The organism is Ralstonia sp. 1B3, from assembly GCF_036631435.1.
On the sequence record NZ_JAPNUG010000030.1, the window covers coordinates 46,691 to 63,960 of the forward strand.

The 17,270-nt window shown below is 64.7% G+C and carries 9 protein-coding genes and 3 pseudogenes; 1 reads left to right on the plus strand and 11 read right to left on the minus strand.

The features are described from left to right. Positions 1-294: 294 nt before the first annotated feature. Positions 295-2,372, plus strand: a pseudogene (locus tag OWR21_RS08930) (copper-transporting P-type ATPase). On the opposite strand, the gene OWR21_RS08935 reads toward OWR21_RS08930, so the two are convergent. From OWR21_RS08935 to OWR21_RS08985, 11 genes and pseudogenes are all read right to left on the minus strand, one after another. Beyond that, positions 2,369-3,286 carry a TIGR01777 family oxidoreductase gene (locus tag OWR21_RS08935; protein ID WP_332395032.1) on the minus strand — a complete coding sequence of 306 codons (918 nt, stop codon included), beginning with the start codon at positions 3,284-3,286 and terminating at the stop codon, positions 2,369-2,371. The pseudogene OWR21_RS08930 and the gene OWR21_RS08935 overlap by 4 nt on opposite strands. 480 nt (positions 3,287-3,766) lie before the next feature. Then, positions 3,767-5,377 carry a sensor histidine kinase gene (locus OWR21_RS08940; RefSeq protein WP_332395033.1) on the minus strand — a complete coding sequence of 537 codons (1,611 nt, stop codon included), beginning with the start codon at positions 5,375-5,377 and terminating at the stop codon, positions 3,767-3,769. Positions 5,378-5,596: 219 nt separating this feature from the next. Then, a pseudogene (locus OWR21_RS08945) lies at positions 5,597-6,163 on the minus strand (hypothetical protein); the annotation flags it as partial. A 5-nt stretch (positions 6,164-6,168) separates the two neighbouring features. Beyond that, a complete protein-coding gene (locus OWR21_RS08950) occupies positions 6,169-8,460 on the minus strand; it encodes a heavy metal translocating P-type ATPase (RefSeq protein ID WP_332395038.1) in 2,292 nt (763 codons plus the stop codon). A gap of 51 nt (positions 8,461-8,511) precedes the next feature. Further along, entirely contained in the window at positions 8,512-9,036 is a 525-nt protein-coding gene (locus OWR21_RS08955) for a cytochrome b (RefSeq protein WP_316898034.1), read from the minus strand. Between the two features lie 45 nt (positions 9,037-9,081). After that, a complete protein-coding gene (locus OWR21_RS08960) occupies positions 9,082-10,353 on the minus strand; it encodes a TolC family protein (RefSeq protein WP_332395034.1) in 1,272 nt (423 codons plus the stop codon). Continuing rightward, positions 10,350-13,462: pseudogene (locus tag OWR21_RS08965) on the minus strand (efflux RND transporter permease subunit). Before OWR21_RS08965 ends, OWR21_RS08960 begins: the two are co-directional and overlap by 4 nt. Beyond that, on the minus strand, positions 13,462-14,547 hold the full coding sequence (locus tag OWR21_RS08970; RefSeq protein ID WP_332395035.1) for an efflux RND transporter periplasmic adaptor subunit: 1,086 nt from the start codon (positions 14,545-14,547) through the stop codon (positions 13,462-13,464). The pseudogene OWR21_RS08965 and the gene OWR21_RS08970 overlap by 1 nt, the downstream one beginning before the upstream one ends. A gap of 298 nt (positions 14,548-14,845) precedes the next feature. Further along, positions 14,846-15,421 carry a hypothetical protein gene (locus tag OWR21_RS08975; RefSeq protein WP_332395036.1) on the minus strand — a complete coding sequence of 192 codons (576 nt, stop codon included), beginning with the start codon at positions 15,419-15,421 and terminating at the stop codon, positions 14,846-14,848. Further along, positions 15,384-16,931: a thymidine phosphorylase family protein gene (locus tag OWR21_RS08980; protein ID WP_332395037.1), complete on the minus strand. Its 1,548-nt coding sequence runs from the start codon at positions 16,929-16,931 to the stop codon at positions 15,384-15,386. Before OWR21_RS08980 ends, OWR21_RS08975 begins: the two co-directional genes overlap by 38 nt. 10 nt (positions 16,932-16,941) lie before the next feature. Continuing rightward, positions 16,942-17,220 carry a DUF1488 domain-containing protein gene (locus OWR21_RS08985; protein ID WP_147217034.1) on the minus strand — a complete coding sequence of 93 codons (279 nt, stop codon included), beginning with the start codon at positions 17,218-17,220 and terminating at the stop codon, positions 16,942-16,944. Positions 17,221-17,270: the final 50 nt, after the last annotated feature.

The following is a 17,270-nucleotide window of genomic DNA, read 5'->3' on the forward strand; positions in this document are numbered from 1 at the left end:
GGGTTTATCGTTTTCTGAGCGTACGAAACGCGTGCTGCCCCGAAAGCAGGTGCATCTGGCAGCGGGCGAACGCATAGGAAGGAGCCAATCTCAATGGAAGAGCACCGCCACATCCACGCTGCCGAGCCCGATCACACGCGTTCACATGACGGGCATGCCGGCCATCATCATGAAGGGCACGATGTGATGCACCGGCACGATCGAACTACAACATCGCCCATCGGGCAGATCGACGCAGACCGCGTTGCGCCCTCTTCCGCCGGCCCCCGAGCGGGGACCGTCTACACCTGCCCGATGCATCCTGAAATCCGGCAGGACCGCCCAGGTAATTGTCCGATCTGCGGTATGACGCTGGAACCGATCGTTCCGGAACTGGGTGACGAAGAGAACCCCGAGCTGGAAGACTTCCAACGCCGCTTCTGGTGGACGCTGCCGCTTACCGTTGCGGCTTTCATCCTGGCGATGTTCGGACACCGATACGGCTGGATGGACGCCCCGCAGCAAAGCTGGATCGAGCTGGCCTCTCGACGCCCGTCGTGCTCTGGGCGGGCTATCCCTTTTTCAAGCGATGCGCTCAGTCGTTCATGCATCGTAGTCCAAACATGTGGACGCTCATTGGCCTGGGCGCCGGCGCGGCCTATCTCTACAGCGTGATCGCCACCATCGCGCCAGGCGCGTTTCCACAGACGTTCGCGGAGCATGGTCGCATCGGTGTCTACTTTGAGGCGGCGGCGGTCATTATTTCGCTCACGCTGGTGGGTCAACTTCTGGAGTTGAAGGCGCGCTCGCAGACGTCAGCGGCAATCAAGTCGCTGCTTGGGCTTGCCCCCAAAACGGCACGGCGTGTCAACGCAGACGGCACCGAGGCAGATGTGCCCTTGGCCGACGTACACGTGGGCGACCGCCTGCGCGTGCGCCCCGGTGAGAAAGTGCCCACCGACGGCATCGTGATCGAGGGCGCAAGCTCCGTCGACGAATCGATGATTACCGGCGAGCCCATTCCTGTGACCAAGCGGGTGGGCGACCACGTGATTGGCGCGACCATGAACACCGCAGGGAGCTTGATCATCGAATCGGAGAAAGTGGGCTCCGAGACTGTCCTCTCGCAGATCGTTCAGTTGGTCGCTCAAGCGCAGCGCTCCAAGGCACCCATGCAGCGCATGGCCGATAAGGTCGCGGGAGGCTTCGTTGTTGCTGTGGTTGCCATTGCGGTGCTCACCTTCTTTGCCTGGGGATTGTTTGGGCCGCAGCCAAGCTGGGTGTATGGGCTCATCAATGCGGTTGCCGTGTTGATCATCGCGTGCCCATGCGCGTTGGGCCTCGCCACCCCAATGTCGATCATGGTGGCAAGCGGCAAGGGCGCCACGAACGGCATCCTGTTTCGCGACGCGGCCGCCATCGAGAATCTGCGCAAGGTAGACACCCTCGTCGTCGACAAGACCGGAACGCTCACGCAAGGCAAGCCCGCGTTTGAGCGCAGCTTGGGCGCCAACGGTTTTGATGCGTCCGAAGTGCTCCGCCTGGCGGCCAGTCTCGACCAGGGCAGCGAGCATCCATTGGCGGCGGCCATTGTCGAGGCCGCGAAAGCGCGCGGATTGTCCTTGCAGAACGCCCAGGATTTCGAGTCCAGCAGCGGCATCGGCGTACGCGGTTCGGTCGGGGGAAAGAGGCTCGCGCTGGGCAACGCCGTGTTGATGGAGCAAGAGCGTGTTGACGCAACCGCATTGGCCCAGTCCGCGGACGAACTACGCACCCGCGGCGCAAGCGTCATGTACCTGGCCGCAGACGGCATGCTTGCCGGTTTGCTCGCCGTCTCCGATCCGGTCAAACCGACCACGGTCGAAGCGTTGGCGCAGTTCAAGGACAAGGGCATCCGCGTGGTGATGGCCACAGGCGACGGCACGGCAACGGCAAAGGCGGTCGCTCAATCATTGGGCATCACCGAATTTCACGGAGAAGTCAGGCCCGCCGATAAGTTGGCGCTCGTGACGAGGCTTCAAAGCGAAGGCAGAACAGTGGCGATGGCCGGAGACGGGATCAACGATGCACCTGCATTGGCGAAGGCCGATGTCGGTATTGCCATGGGCACGGGCACGGACGTCGCCATGAACAGCGCGCAGGTCACGCTTCTCAAAGGCGATCTGCGCGGCATCGCACGCGCACGGGCGCTGTCCGAGGCGACGATTGGCAACATGAAGCAAAACCTCGGTTTTGCGTTCGTCTACAACGCCTTGGGGGTACCGCTCGCGGCCGGTGTTCTGTACAGCACGACCGGTTTGCTGCTGTCTCCGATGATCGCGGCGCTCGCGATGAGCCTCAGTTCGGTTTCGGTGGTATCCAACGCGCTGCGCTTACGCCGCGCAAGCATCTAGCCGCCAGCCACGCACCGGGCGTTCAGCAAATCAGCCAATGCGTCCTCCAGGCGCGAAAACCGAAACCGATAGCCTGCCTGCATGGCTCGTGCGGGCTCAACATGCTGGCTTCCCAGCAACAGGATGGACATTTCCCGTAGCGCCACGCGCAACGCCCATGCGGGAACAGGAAAGAGCATTGGGCGGTGAAGCGCCCGCGCCAGGGCCTGTGCAAATTCCCTATTGCACACGGCATGCGGCGCGCACGCATTGAACACCCCTCGGCAGTCTTCCGTGCGCAGCAGAAAGTCGATCAGTCCGACCTCGTCATCCAGATGGATCCACGGTGTCCATTGGCGGCCATTCCCGAGACGGCCACCGAGCCCCAAGCTGAACGGCAGCAGCAGCTTCGGCAACATTCCGCCACTGCGGGCAAGTATCGGCGCCGTCCGCAGCAGGACAACCCGCATGCCCAGTTGCTCGGCGCGCTCGGCCTCTTGCTCCCAGGCCACGCAAAGCCTGCTGCCAAAATCGCTCCCGCCCGGATCGCTACCCTCGTCGAGGCGCTCGTTCCCGCGGTCGCCATACCAGCCCGTTGCAGAAGCCGAGACGAGCACGCGGGGACGCAGCACGCTTTCGCCCAGCCAATCCACGAGTTCGCGTGTCAGGTCGATGCGGCTGCGCCATAGAACCTGCCGCCTCCGCGCGGTCCACGGGCGGTCGGCGATCGGTGCGCCGGCCAGGTTGACCACTGCATCGAACGGCTCCGCGTCATCAAGCTCGCGCAGAGCGGCCACCCCTTGCGCACCGGAACACAGCGTCGGCACACGTAGCGGCGTACGACTCCAGACAACGAGCTCATGGCCGGCCGCCACCCAATAACGGCAAAGCGCCCGGCCGATCAAGCCGGTGCCTCCGGTCAGCAATATACGCACGGTTGTTCAAGGCTCATGTCAATCGAAATCGGGACAGTGCAGCACAGCTTGGGTCTACAGCGTCTCCAGCCGCGCACGCACGTCCTCGGCGCATCAAGTTCCTCTGCCAGCGCCCTCCCCTTGCGGATCTGCCCCCTGCCCGGCGTTGTCCAGCCAGTCGACCAAGTTGCTGTGAACGCCGTGGTCCACCGGTTGCGCTTTGAGCCAAGACGCCGGCGAGCGCCGTCGTGCCGCCACCCGCGATGGCCACGCCGGCTGCGCGATATTCCCGATTCATGAAACGAAACTGGCCGGCGACATTGGCGCTCAGCTTGGCTATGGAGTCAGTGCCGAGTATAGGGATGCAAGGCCGTGTTCTGTGTCCTTCCGCTCGCCATTTCGAACACAAATACCAACGCATTCCCGACTCACGGGCCGAGCAAACGCGTCAAAGCAAAAGAAGTCCGCTACGCCTTGGCAATGAAATCGCCGTTGGGAATGTCACGACACCGATACAGCGGTGTGCGGCGCCAGCATCAACGCGGCGACTGGCACTTCTGCCAGAAGACTCTCCGAGCCGGAGCCGACCGCGCCCATCGTCGCAGCGCCGACGGCCTCAAGCGGCACAGCCAGCACGAATGTGGCGCCCATCCCTTCGCCGGCGCTCGTCGCTGTCAACGTGCCGCCGTGCAGCGTGGCGAGCTTGCGCGCAATGGCGAGCCCGAGACCCAACCCGCCGTGATCCTTGGGACGCGACGCACCCAGCTGTGCAAACGGCTCAAAAATCGTTTCCAGCTTCTCCGGCGGGATGCCCTTGCCGCTGTCGGACATTGCGACCTTCACGATGGGGCCGTCCAAGGTGACAACAACATCGATGTGCCCGCCCGCAGGCGTGTAGCGCATTGCATTGCTGAGCACGTTCGAGATGATCTGGCGCAGACGTACCGCGTCACCCACCACGGCGCCCCCAGCTTCGAGCCGATAGCGCAGATCGATCTGCTTGCGTTGCGCAATCGGCATCCAACTTTGGACCTCCGCCGAGACAATGTTCTCGATGCGCAGCGGCTCGGTTTCAATGACCAGTTTGTTGGTTGCGGCTCGATTGACATCCAACAGATCGTCGACGAGTCGTGCCTGTGCATCGATGTTTCGATGCAGCACCTCGACACACCGCATGACAGCCTCAGGGTCGGCCGCCTTGGCTGCCAGCACCTCGGTCCAGGCCTTGATTGCATTGAGCGGCGTGCGGAGTTCATGCGAAACCGTGGCGATCAACGAGTCCTTGAGCGAGCTTGCGGTTTGCGCTTCCTGACGGCGAAGCCGCTCGTGCTCCAGCAGCCGGTCCCGCTCCTTTTCCACCAGTTTCTGCTTGGTGATGTCGATCGTGATCCCGTCAAACTGAACGGGGTCGCCCGATTCGGAATGCCGCGTGCGGCCCATCGCCCGCACCCAACGCACGTCACCCGACGGCGACAGCGTGCGGTATTCGATGTCATACGGCATGGCGCGGTACACGGCCGCTTCGACGGCCTCGCGCGTATGTTCGACATCGTCTGGATGCAACCGCGCATAGAAAACGCCGATATCGACCTCGGCATCGGCCGGAAGCCAGAAATGCTCTTTGCACTTGGCATTCCAGACGATCTTGTCCAGCGGCATCGGGCAGTAGAACGTGCCGATCTCGGCCGCTTCAACCGCCATGCGAAGCATGGCTTCGTCTTGAAACGCGTCGTCAGCGCGGCCACTGCCGCGGCGGTGCTCAGAAACGCGGTGGAACCGGATGATGGCGCGGCCGGGCGACGCTTCTTCGCCGTCAGGCAGGATCTCCGCTTGGAAGCGGGCACCGCTGCGCCCATGGAGTTCAATCGTTTGCGCAGAAGCGCGCTGAATGACACCCAAAATGGCATCGAGAAGCGTATCCGCTTGCAGATCGAGCGCTTGCCCCTCTTGAAGCGGGAGCATGAGCGTGTCGCGCGCCGCCGTATTCGCGAAAACGATGAAGAGCCGCTCGTCTACGACGATATACGGTTCAGGAAGGACCTTTAATACGCCGTAGGGCAGTTGCATTAGAGCCGCCAGGTGGGGAAGCCGGCAGGTCGCCAGCCACGGCATTGTAGGGTGTTGCAGACGCGGCCGCACCTTTACCGCGGGCGCAACGTCAGGATGGACTTCCCATGGGTGCAAACGTGGCGCCCAGGCGCCGGTAAAAAACGCATTGTCGCTGCGGTGCCGGGCCAGCTCGGCCAGACTCAACTCATCGCCCTGCTTTTGTTTGTGTGTCTTCGGATGCCGATGCGAGCGATGCCCGGTGCCGCCAGCGCAGACGCTTCGTTTGTAAAAGTGCCGCCAATCCACTTTGGCGAACCCATAAACGAGCGCGAGAAACACGACCTGCGACACGACGAAGTACACGCCCATATACGCCCCGTCGATCTCCGTCTCCTCATCCAGATAACGGGCGCCGATCTGGGCAATGTGCGTCCAGGTCAGATAGCTGATCCAGCGGCCAATGAAGAACGGCACGCCGATCAGCCATAGCCGCATCCCGGTCAAACCGTACGCAATGAAGATGTAGTTGGACGGAAACGGGCTGAAGGCGTAGGCGAGCATCAGGCCGACCGTCATACCCTTGCGCTCTTCCAACCAGCCTCGCACCACGTCGACGTTCTGACGATCCGCCTCGCGCATCCAGCGCTTGCGTACAAGCGTGCAGGACAGCCTCGCAAGGACCAAGCGCCCAAGGGTTGCCGCGCAGGCAGCAACGCCCGCAAGAAGCTCCGGGTTCGCATCGGGCCGCGAGAAGCCAACCCATGACATCACCATCCACGTGGGCGGTGCGAAGGCCGGCATCACGTTCAGCAAGAAGATGGTCGCGAACAACGCGAGCAGGTTTGTCATGGCGTTCAGGCCTCTCCACCCAGCACATGGAACAGTTCGTCTTCTTGCGCGCAATGCAGCCGCAGGATGGCATCGAGCCCGTACAGCAGGCGTTGCAGCTCTTGTGTCACAGCGGCATCGGGTCCGTCCGGGGAAACATCCGCCACGATACGGCCCAACAGGTTCGTCACGCGGAATATCTCGCGATGCATGGCGCTCATTGCCGCCATCGGGTCGTCTCCGCCGAGCAGGCGCGCGACGTCCGGGTACAGCTGGGTATCGTCTCGGCGCTCATGCGGCAGCAGGACATCTGCCAAGGATTGGTTGAGCGACAGCAGCGCGGCTTTCGCCGCAGCGCCCGCCATATGCGGCAGCGAGTCTGCGACGACGCGGATGCGGCCGAGAATGGGCTCCAGCTCGGCGTGTTCGGCCTTCAGACGTTCGACGTCTGCAGAGATCATTGAACGGGTCGCCTCGTCTTGTGCGGGCAGTAGCGCCCGCAACGCGTTGGCGATTGCCAATACATCAATCACCTCCTGCAGCAGCGCGCCCGCCAACGGCGGTAGATGGCCTAGCGCTGCGACAACCATGGCGGCCAGCGACAACGACATGCCGATCATCACGCTCTGCAACGCGATGCGGCGTGTGCGGTGCGCGATCCGGACCGCATCAACGAGCCGGTCCAGGCGGTCCACCAGCAAGACAATGTCCGCGGCCTCCGAAGAGGCGGCAGCGCCGCGTGCACCCATGGCCACGCCAATGTCCGCCGCGGCCAGCGCAGGCGCATCGTTGACGCCATCACCGACCATGATGACCGTGCCATTGGCGCGGGCATCCCGAATCGCCGCGAGCTTGGCCGCCGGCGACAGCGCCGCATAGACCTCCGTCACCCCCAGCATGGATCCGACCGATTCCGCAACGTCTGCCCGATCGCCGGTCAACATCGCCTGCCGTGCGATGCCCTCTCGGCGCAGGAGGCGCAACGCTCGTGGCGCTTCAAGGCGAACGCGGTCGATCAACTGCAATGCGCCCACCAGTGCGCCATCCACACCGACAAAAACGGCTGACGCACCGCCATAGCTCACGCGCTTGACGAACGCTTCCACCCAGGCCGGCACGGCGGCCGAACCCAAGACATAAGGCAACGCGCCGATGGAAACGACATGCCCTTCAACGCGGCCGCAGACGCCGGCGCCTGGGCTCTCCTCAACGGCGCTTGGCAATCGCAGCGTGGCGCCCTGCTCCCGCGCGGCCTTGGCGACGGCTTCGGCCGTAACGTGGTTCGACGCCTGCGCGAGTGAGCCCGCAAGCCCAAGCACAACATCCGGCGCGTACTGCGGTGCGCATTCAATGTCGACCAATCGTGCATATCCGCTGGTGAGCGTGCCCGTTTTGTCGAAGAACAGCGTGTCGGCCAATGCCAGTCGCTCCAGCGCGCTCCCGCCTTTGACCAGTACGCCCCGTTTGGCGCAACGCGACAACCCGGAAACGATGGCGACCGGCACCGCAAGGATCAACGGACACGGCGTGGCGACAACGAGCACGGCAAGACAAAGCGCCGGATCACCCGTGAGGATCCAGCTTGCCCCGGCCAGAAGAATGGCGACGCCGCCAAAGGCAAAGGCATATCGGTCAGCCAGCCTCACGGAAGGGCTGCGCTCTGACTGCGCGGCACCGACGAGGCGGACAACGCCGGCAAACGTGCTTTTCTCGGCTGACGCACTCGCGATCATTTCGAAAGCGGCGCCCACATTGAGCACGCCGCTGCAAATGGCATCTGCGGGCAAACGATGACGGGTGAGCGATTCTCCGGTCAACGTGGATTCATCGAGATCGGCGGGCTCGGACAGCGTGCCGTCCACCGGCACGACTTCGCCGTGTCGCACCAGCAACCGGTCACCGACTTGCACCGTCTCCAGACTGACCTGGCGCCACTGACCGTCGTCGAAGCGATTCGCCCGCTTGGGCGCGTGGCCGAGCAACGCGGTCATCTCGCGCTGCGCGCGCGCCTGGGCAAAGTCTTCCAACGTGCGGCCCGTCGCCAGCATCAACGCAATGACCGCCGACACCAGCACCTCGCCAGACAGCAGCGCAAAGCTGATCGACATCACCGCCAGAACATCCACGCCGGCCTGCCGTCGCATCAGCGACTGGACAATCGTGACGGCCAAGGCGAGCCAGTTCGGCACCACGCCGATCAGCCAGAGTTGCTGCGCCAGCGCATCGGCACCGACATACCGCGCCCATAACCCCGCTGCCAAGGTCAGCGCCGACCCGGCAAGCAACGCAACGTTGGCGAGCAAGCGCGTGGAGTGCATCGTGGAGTCCGTGGTCGGCGCAGTCTTCATGTGCTCATGTGCCCATGTTGACTACAGCATGCGGCGCAGCAGCCGATCCTTCAGGATGAACTCGTGCCAGAGCGCCGCAGCGGCATGCAGCCCGACTGCGATATAGACCAGCGTGGCGCCCGACTCATGAATTTCCTTGGACCAGTGCGCCAAGGTCTTGTCTTGCGTGAGCGCCAGCGGCAGATTCAGCCCGAACGGTTGAATCGGCTTGCCGCCCCAGGCCAGTGCCAACAGGCCCAGGACGGGCATCCCGACCATCAGGGCGTAGAGCGCGCCATGCGTGAGTCGCGCCGCAAGCTGCACTAGCGGTGTGCCCGGAACCGGTGGCGGGGCCTGCGTGGCCACCCGGGCCAACAGGCGCAACACCATCAAGGCGAGCACGGAGAGGCCCGCTGTCTGGTGAACAATAAATAGCGCTGCGCGCTCGGCACTGCCTTTCGGGAAGAAATCCATGATTTCGATGGCCACGACGGCGATCGACACCGCCAGGACCACCAGCCAATGGAGCGCGCGCATCGTGGGCGAATATTTCAGTTCTGTTTGCATAGCGTTATCCAGAATGTGTTGAGTGAGCGGTCAAGCGGTTGCAGGTCAATCGTCGAAATCCCACATCCGATGCAGATCGAGTTGAAGGCGGCTGTCGGCTTCCAGCAGGTCGACGCGGGCAAGCCGCTCGGCCAGTTGCGCCTCGGCCAGACTGCGGCGCGCGGCCAATAGCTCCGTCAGGCCCGACTCCCCTGCGCGATACGCACGGGTCGCCCTGTCGGAAGCGCTTTTCTGCAGCGTAGCCGCTTCCATCTGCGCTTGCGCGCTCGCCCGCTTGCCTTGCAAGTTGCCGTAGAGGACGTCGAATTCGGCTCCCAGCCGCCGCTCCGCGCCCAGCCTGCGCCGTGCCGCCGTTTCCGCATCGGCAGCGGCCGCCGCCGCCGCTGTGCGACGATGTGCCGACCCGATCGGCATGGCAACGCTGACGCCCATGATGCGTTCGGCACCGCCGCGCTCCACCGTAACGAACATGCCGACTGTCGGGTCGGGCCGACGGTCCAGATCGGCACGCTTGGCCATCTGCTGCGCCTGCGCCTCTTCTGCCATGGCGAGCCGGTATTCGTGGCTGTCCTGGATGTACTGGGTGCGTAGACGATCTGGTGGATCGTGTGGATCGCGTGGCAACGCTGGGAGCGCGGAATCGGCGCCAAATGCGGGATGGCCCAGTCCCGGAAACCGGGCTTGCAGCTCTGCCTGCGCTGTTCGTTCCGCTGCCTCGGCGGTCGCCAGCGCGGCCTGCATGCGCGCGCGGTCGGCTGCGGCCAGCTCGGCCTCCAGGCGGGAGGCATCCCCCAGCTGTACCCTTCGCGCTGTCAACGTCGCCAGATCGGCGGCGGCCTTGGCATTTTCCTGCGCCGCCTGGCGTGCCTGCCCTGCGCGCACGGCTGCAAACCAGAGGGCCAGAATCTGCCGGGATGCCTCATGGCGCGCGTCCTTGACGGCAAGCTGGCCGGCCTCGGCAGCCGCATCGGCAAGCTGCCCATCGGCTTGCGTTTTGCCCCATAGCCGCAATGGTCGTTCCACGGCAATCTGCCCTTCGGCATGGCGCTCGGAAGGGTCGCGCACTTGTCGGCCTTGGCCAATGGCACGCACCACCGTTTCCGCCGTGCCGACGCGGATGCCCTCAGCGCGGGCCAGTACGGCATCGCGGCGGGCCTCTGCCGCCAGCACGTCGGGCGACTGCGCGACGGCCTCGCGCACGCCGTTCTCGGCGGGTAGATAGCTGGGCGAACCTTGCCCTTGCGCTTGCGCCGCGGCAGTCCACAGCAGCATCGCGCCCGCTCCGGCCAATACGATGCGAAACAGTTCCAACCTCATTGTGAATCTCCCTGCCCGGCGGCCGCGCGCGGCCGAGGCAACCCAAAACGTTCAAACAGCAGGGGCAGAAGAAGCAGCGTCAGCGCGGTCGAAGAGATGAGCCCGCCCGATACGACGGCCGCCAGCGGCCGCTGAATTTCTGACCCTGGCCCGCTGGCCAGCAGGAGCGGAATCATGCCCAGCGCGGTGATGCAGGCCGTCATCAGGACGGGCCGCAGGCGGTCTCGCACGCCGTCGCGCACAGCTTGCGCCATGCCAATACCGGATTCCAGCAGCGTGTTGAAGTGCGACACCAGCACCACGCCGTTGAGCACGGCGATCCCGAGCAACGCGATGAAGCCCACGGAGGCCGGCACCGAGAGGTACTCGCCCGATATCCGCAGCGCTGCAATGCCACCCACGAGTGCGAACGGAATGTTGGCGACCACCAGCACGGCCTGGCGCACCGAGCGGAACGTCAGCATCAGCAAGAGGAAGATCGCGCCCAGGGCAAGTGGAACCACCAGCGCAAGGCGGGCCGCGGCGCGTTGCTGGTTCTCGAACTGACCGCCCCACACCACGCGCAGCCCTTTCGGCAAGGTGCCAATGCCACCGACTGCTGCCTGGGCTTCCTGCACGAAACCTGCGAGGTCCCGACCATCGACATTGGCCTGGATCACGGCAAACCGGGCGCCGTCTTCGTGGTTGATGCGCACGGGGCCATCCACGCGTTCAATGCGCGCCAAGGACGTGAGCGGCCATACCTTGCCGTCGGGTGCCGTCACCAGAAGGCTGGTGAGGTTTTCGGGGGCCTGCCGCAAGCCTGCTCCACCACGCAAGATGAGCGGCGTGCGGACGATGCCCTCCGGCACCACGCCAATCCGGTCACCCTCGATCAGCGCGCGCAGTTGTGCCTGCAGGGCATCGCCGGAGAAGCCGGCCTGACCGACCGCAGCGCGATCCAGCGACACCTTCAGGTACTGCACGCCGCTGTTGCTTGGCGCAATCACCTCGGCTGCACCGGGAATGGTGCGGACCTTCGCAGCGATGGCCTGCGCGGCTGCGTCGATGGCGGCAAGGTCGCTGCCAAACAGCTTGATGGCAACGTCGCCGCGCGTGCCGGTCAGCATCTCCGAGACACGCATCTCAATGGGCTGCGTGAAGCCATAGATGACGCCGGGAAAGCGCTCCATCACACGCCGGATCGCAATCGCGATGTCTTCCTTGCTGCCGCGCCACTGGTCCTTTGGCTTGAGTACCAGGAACGTATCGGTTTCATTCAGGCCCATCGGGTCCAGGCCAAGATCATCCGACCCCGAGCGCGCAACGATCGACCGTATTTCCGGCACCTCCTTGAGGAGCGCCTGCTGCACACGTTGGTCCATGTCGAGCGACGCCGCGAGCGAAACGGATGGCGCCTTCTGCAACTGGACGATCAGATCGCCCTCATCCATCGTCGGCATGAACGTCTTGCCGACCGACATGTACAGCACCACGGCCAGCGCGAGCGCCAGTCCGGCCAGACCGAACACCGTGCGGCGATGCGCCGTCGTCCATGCCTGATTCGCGCAAAGCCGCCCGCGACCTTGCGCATCAGCCACGGCGGCTCGTCTGCATGCGCCAGCAAAAGCAACGAAGCGAGCGCCGGAACCACCGTAAACGCAATCACCACGGACGAGGCCAGCGCCAGCACGATGGTCAGCGCCACCGGTCCGAAGAGCTTGCCTTCCAGGCCCTGCAACGACAGCAGCGGCAGAAACACGATGGCAATGATCGACACGCCCGACAGCATCGGTACCGCCACCGTTGCCACTGCATGGCGGATGACCGCACCGCGCAACGCCGGATCTGTCTTGTGGTCTTGCGCACGCGCCATGGCCGTCTCGATGTTCTCGACCACGACGACGGCGGCGTCCACGAGCATGCCCAGCGCAATGGCCAGACCGCCGAGACTCATCAGGTTGGCCGTCAGGCCCACATAGCGCATCAGCAGGAACGTCGCCAGCATCGACAGCGGCAGCGTGGCCGCCACAACGAGCGCCGCCCGCACCCCGCCCAGGAACAGGTACAACGTGATGACGACCAGCACGCTGGCTTCAATCAACGCGCGAACCACGGTATTGGCTGCCCGGGTGACCAGTTCGCCGCGGTTGTAGAAGACGTGGGTCGACATGCCCTTTGGCAGTTGCGGGCCGAGCGCATCGAGCCGCGCCTGCACCGCCTCCACGAGCTTGCGCGCATCGCTGCCGCGCAGGCCCAGGACCAGTCCTTCAACGGCCTCACCGTTGCCGTCTTTGCTGACAGCGCCGTTGCGGGTGGCCTCACCCATCCGCACGGTCGCAACATCGCCCACCGTGACCGCAGGCGCGGAAGACAGGCTCTGTGCCGGCGCCACGACAATCGCGCGCAAATCCTCCAGCCCGCGTACGCCACCTTCAACGCGCACGACCCAATGCTCGTCTCCGCGGTCCAGCCTCCCTGCTCCGTCGTTGCGATTATTGGCGTCCAGCGCCTGACGCAATTGTTCGAGCGTGACGCCGCGTGCGCGCAATCGGGCCGGGTCGGGTGTCACCTCATAGCTGCGCACCTCGCCGCCGAGGGCGTTGACGTCGGCCACGCCCGCCACGGTGCGCAGCGCCGGCCGGATCACCCAATCCAGCACACGTCGGCGCTCCGCCAGGGAATAGCCATCGCCCTCCACCGTGAACATGAACATCTCGCCGAGCGGCGTGGTGATGGGCGCCAGGCCGCCCACGGCCGTCGATGGCAGATCTCGCGCCAAGCCGGCCAGGCGTTCCGACACCTGCTGGCGTGCCCAGTAAACGTCCACGCCCTCCTCAAAATCGACCGTCACATCGCTGATGCCGTACTTGGACACCGAGCGCACGATCGTCTTGTGCGGCAGGCCGAGCAGTTCCTGCTCAATGGGCGTCGAAACGCGCTGCTCAACCTCCTCTGGCGTCATGCCCGGCACCTTCAGGACGACTTTGACCTGCGTCGGCGAGATATCGGGAAACGCGTCGATCGGCAGGTTCAGATACGCCCAGACGCCAGCCGCTGACAGCACGCCAGCCGCGATCAGCACCAGCACGCGCTGGCGCAACGAAAACTCAATCAGGCGGGGCAACATCACTGCTCTCCCGCCAGCAAGCCCTTGAGCGCACCGACACCTGCCACCGCTACGCGCGCACCGGCAGGAAGGTTGGCACGAACGACGGCGATGGCGTCGTCCGTACTGGCGACAGCGACCTCCTGGAAGCGGAAGCCTTTATCGGTCGCGACAAACACGCCCGGTACGCCGCGCACATAGGCCAACGCAGCCACAGGCACCCGCAGCAGGCCGGGGGCGCTCGCGTTGGCCTGCCCCCTCAGCTTGAGCGTGACGTTGACACTCTCTCCGGCGCGCAGGTCTCCACGTCGCTCCAGCGATGCGCGCACCCGTACGCCTGCCGTGCCGTCACCGGAAGGCGCGACACCAATGACGGTGCCGCCCGCGCCGCGTTGTGCGACCTCCACCCGATCGCCTGCTGCCGGTACCGGTATATCGCGGCCGACGAGCAGGTCCAGCTCCAGGGCAGCCGGGTCGACGATCCTGAAAAGCGGTGCCGCCGCTTCCACTCGCGCGCCCGGACCGGCGTTCACTTCGGACACGACACCGCCACGGCTGGCAATCAATTGCGCCTCACCGCCTGCGCCGCTGAACGCGATGCCTGCGGAAGCCAGCTCCGCCCTGCGCGCCTTGACCATGGCGCTGGCTTCAGCGGCCCGCGCCTGCGTTGCCTGCCAGCGGCTCGCAGCGATGATGCCGTCGTCGTAGAGGGCCTTGTCGCGCGCGAGCGACTGCTGTGCGAGCCGCGCCTGCGAATTGGCTTCCGTAAGTGCGCGGCTCGTTTCGAAGAGTTGCGGGCTCAGAAAACCCGCCAGCGGCTGGCCCGTGCGGACGGTTTGTCCGACCGACACCAACACCCGGGGCACCATGCCCGCGTACGGCGCCGCCACCACATATTGCGCATCCGGCTTGAAGACGACGCGCGCGTGCGTACCCACCTCCAGCCCGGAAGCACTGTCGACCGGGCTGAAGCGCACGCCAAGCGAGCGCGCCTGCTCCGCAGACAGCGGCACCGCCTGGGCACCTGCTTGGGCAACGGCCTGCCCGAGCGGGCACACGATCAGCGCAACACACGCACTGGCGGTGAAGATTCGTTTGAAAGACATGCCTGACTCCAATCCTCGGAGGCGCGCTGCGGGCGCCGCCCCTGATTGCCGCGCGTACGCGGAGCAACCTGAAAATCAACCGTCGCTCAGCGCTTGCATGCGACGCGAACGACAAACGCTTGCGGTGGATGGCCAGTGGAGAGCGGTGTGGCTACCGCCGTGTAGCGTTGGGCGTGCGCAATGCGGCAAAAGACAGCGCTTCTGACACATTCATCATCGCCAACCCAGACACGAAGGGCTTGTTGCAAGTCAACAAGTTGCGGAGCCACGCGCACGCCGGCCGTCAACCGGGTACGGATCAGGACTGCAGCGGAGGTGCTTGGGACGGAGGTGGCCGGTTGATGCGATCCCGCCAGCGCGCTCGAACGGGCGTTGGCCGATAGGCGGGACGCAATGCAGCGGCGCGAGCAAGCGCCGCGAGGAGGAGGAACGTCAGCGCAGAAACGCCAGCGGCCGCCGCTGCCCAAAGAAAGGCGGCGAGGTCCGCCGGGCCCATGGCGGGCTCGACATCCACTTCGAACGGTTCCTGACTCGTCAATGCCAGGCCATGGAGATCGGTCGTGGCCGACGTTTCAGCGGAAGGCCGATGGGCAAACGAGATGGACGAGAAATGAGAATCAACCGCAGCAGGAAGTGCGGTGTGCACGTGCAGGCCAAATTGTTTCGGTGTTCCGAGATGGCCGTGCAGAAGCGGGCTGAGCAGCTGCATCAACACGATGGTCAACAGCAGCATTGCCCGAAGCGAGAGGCTTGCAGTCGCACGTGGCATGCGCGGATTGTAACGCAATGTGCCTTTCATTTGACGATGCCGCACCACCAACGATGTGCAATCAAGATCAAACGATTCCCATCGGAGATAAATCCACCACAGCATGCGTCATCGCGTAGGCCGACGAATACTCCAGCTCGCCCGAGGCCTGCGCGTGGATGGTGAACAGCGGCTGCCCAACACTCACCTGATCCCGCAGTCGTACATGGATTTCCACCCCCGCGACTTGACGCATCGGCGCGCCCGCAAGCTTTGCGATGCGGGCAAGGTGGCGGTTGTCGATGTTCGTGACGACGCCATTTCGATCGGCAACTACGTCGCGGCGGAAGACGGCTTCGCCGGGGATGCGCAAGCCACCCTGCGCCTCGCAGATCGCTTCGAACTTCCGCCACGCAGCACCGCTGTCCAGCAGGCCGCTTGCCATGTCCAGCCCCGTTCCGGCAGCAGCGGCGCCGCAGAACTCCAGCAACGCGCCGGCCAGCAATAGAGACCGCTCCCGCAAGTCGAACGGCGCCGTAGGAGACCGCTGCAGCACGGCCAGAACGTCTCTTGCTTCCAGTGCAGGGCCGATCCCGCGACCAACGGGCTGAGCGCCATCCGTGCGCACCATCAACACCTGCACACCAAACGCCTGGGCCACGCGCTTGAGCAGCAGTTCCAAGCGCTCGAGGTCTTCGACACTGCGGACTTTCGCCGTCGGGCCCACGGGCACGTCGATCAACACGTGGGTCGACCCGGCCGCGATCTTCTTGGAGAGAATGGACGCCACCAACTGGGCATCGCTGTCGACATCGAGCGCCCTTTCCACGCGAATCAGCACGTCGTCCGCCGGGCTGAGGCTCAGCGCCCCGCCCCACGCAAGCGATGCCCCGACCTGCCCCACCACGCATCGCAGTTCCGCAGCGGTCAGGTTGACGCGCGTGAGCGTTTCCATCATGTCTGCGGTGCCTGCCGGCGAGGTGATGGCGCGTGACGACGTTTTGGGCAGCAGCAGCCCCGCCGCCGCACAGATGGCTACCACGATGGGGCTCGTGCGGTTGCCAGGCAACCCGCCCACGCAGTGCTTGTCTGCCACGACGGCGCGATCCCACTGCAGGCGCTCGCCCGAGTCGACCATCGCCTGTGTGAGATCGATGGTTTCCTTGATGGTCATGCGGCCCGATGCGCAGGCACTCAGGAAGGCTGCGATATGGACATCGGCATAGCGCTCGTTCGAAATGTCCGCAATGATCTCGTGCAGCTGCCTGGCGTCCAGATGCCCACCGTAGATCTTGGCCCGCAAGGCACGCAAAGACTCGAGCGACGGCGCATGCCTGACGCAGACCTCGTCACCCGGGCGTGCCATCAACGCATCGACCGCGGCGGCCGAGAGGCTCACCTCATGCCTCTCTAGCAGCTCCGACCCGACCAGGTTCAGCGTGGCGATCGTCGATCGCTGCCCGATCTGGACTTCCACACGGGCCTGCGCGGTAAAGCCTTCCGACCGGCAGATCGCGCTGTCCGGATGCATGTAGATGACGTGCTCCTGCCACGTGTCAATGCCAAGCGCCTTGAAGCTGAGGCATCCCTGTGGCACTACGGCGGCGTCAACCGCGGGCATGGAGCGAGTGCTCATGACAGCCACGTCAGCCGGCGAAGCGGAAGTGCCCGCTGTGCAGCGTAATCTCCTTGGAGCCGGTTTGCTCGAACAGCATGCGTGCGACATTTTCGATATCGCCGCGATGCACATTGAACGCGGCGAGCAGATCATCCGAGCGGCAGGAGCGCGCACCGAAATGGTCTTCGAGTGCCTCTGCAGTGATCGCGTAGCTTGCGGAGCTGCCATCGACAGACGCGCGGCATTGCAGACGCGGCCCCGCTGCGCAGTAGGCCGGCTCGTCAGGCAGGAACCGGATTTCTTTCATGATGGCCTCCAGATACGAACCCCTGATCAAACAAGCACCCGCTTGTTCGA